This window comes from Gluconobacter wancherniae NBRC 103581 (genome assembly GCF_007988885.1).
Taxonomy (GTDB): domain Bacteria; phylum Pseudomonadota; class Alphaproteobacteria; order Acetobacterales; family Acetobacteraceae; genus Gluconobacter; species Gluconobacter wancherniae.
Genome location: NZ_BJUZ01000009.1, coordinates 1 through 512 on the forward strand (window position 1 = coordinate 1; position 512 = coordinate 512).

Genomic DNA, 512 nt, shown 5'->3' on the forward strand with positions numbered 1-512 from the left:
GCCTTGCCGCCCAGTTCCAGCCGGACTTCCTTCAGCGTTTCCGCTGCTGCCGCCATGATCTTTTTACCTGCGGGCGTAGAGCCGGTCATCGTAATCAGGCGAATATCCTTGTGCGCTACAATCGGTACGCCAACGTCTTTTCCATCGCCCGTCACGACATTCACAACGCCACGTGGAATTTTTGCTTCTTCCACCAGCTTTGCGAGATGAATCGCAGCAAGAGGCGTCAACTCATGCGGCTTGACCACAATGGTATTGCCCGCCGCAATAGCCGGACCAATTTTCCGGGCACAAAGCGCAAGCGGGAAATTCCAAGCAGCAATCGCTCCCACAACACCATGAGGAACACGATCAATAAGGATTTTTTCTTCTGAGGTGCTGCCAGGGATGATCTCCCCTTGAAGACGCAGCGTATTCTCCGCAGCAAACCGCAGAAGCCCGATCGCAAAATCAACCTCTACCCGCGCCTCCTTGAGAGGCTTTCCCATTTCAGATGTGATGATTGCCGCGAG

At 54.3% G+C, this 512-nt stretch carries 1 protein-coding gene; it reads right to left on the reverse strand.

The window, feature by feature from the left end; translation table 11 throughout:
• A partial coding sequence (locus GWA01_RS12930; protein ID WP_146798751.1) for an aldehyde dehydrogenase family protein occupies window positions 1–512 on the reverse strand: 512 nt, incomplete at both ends.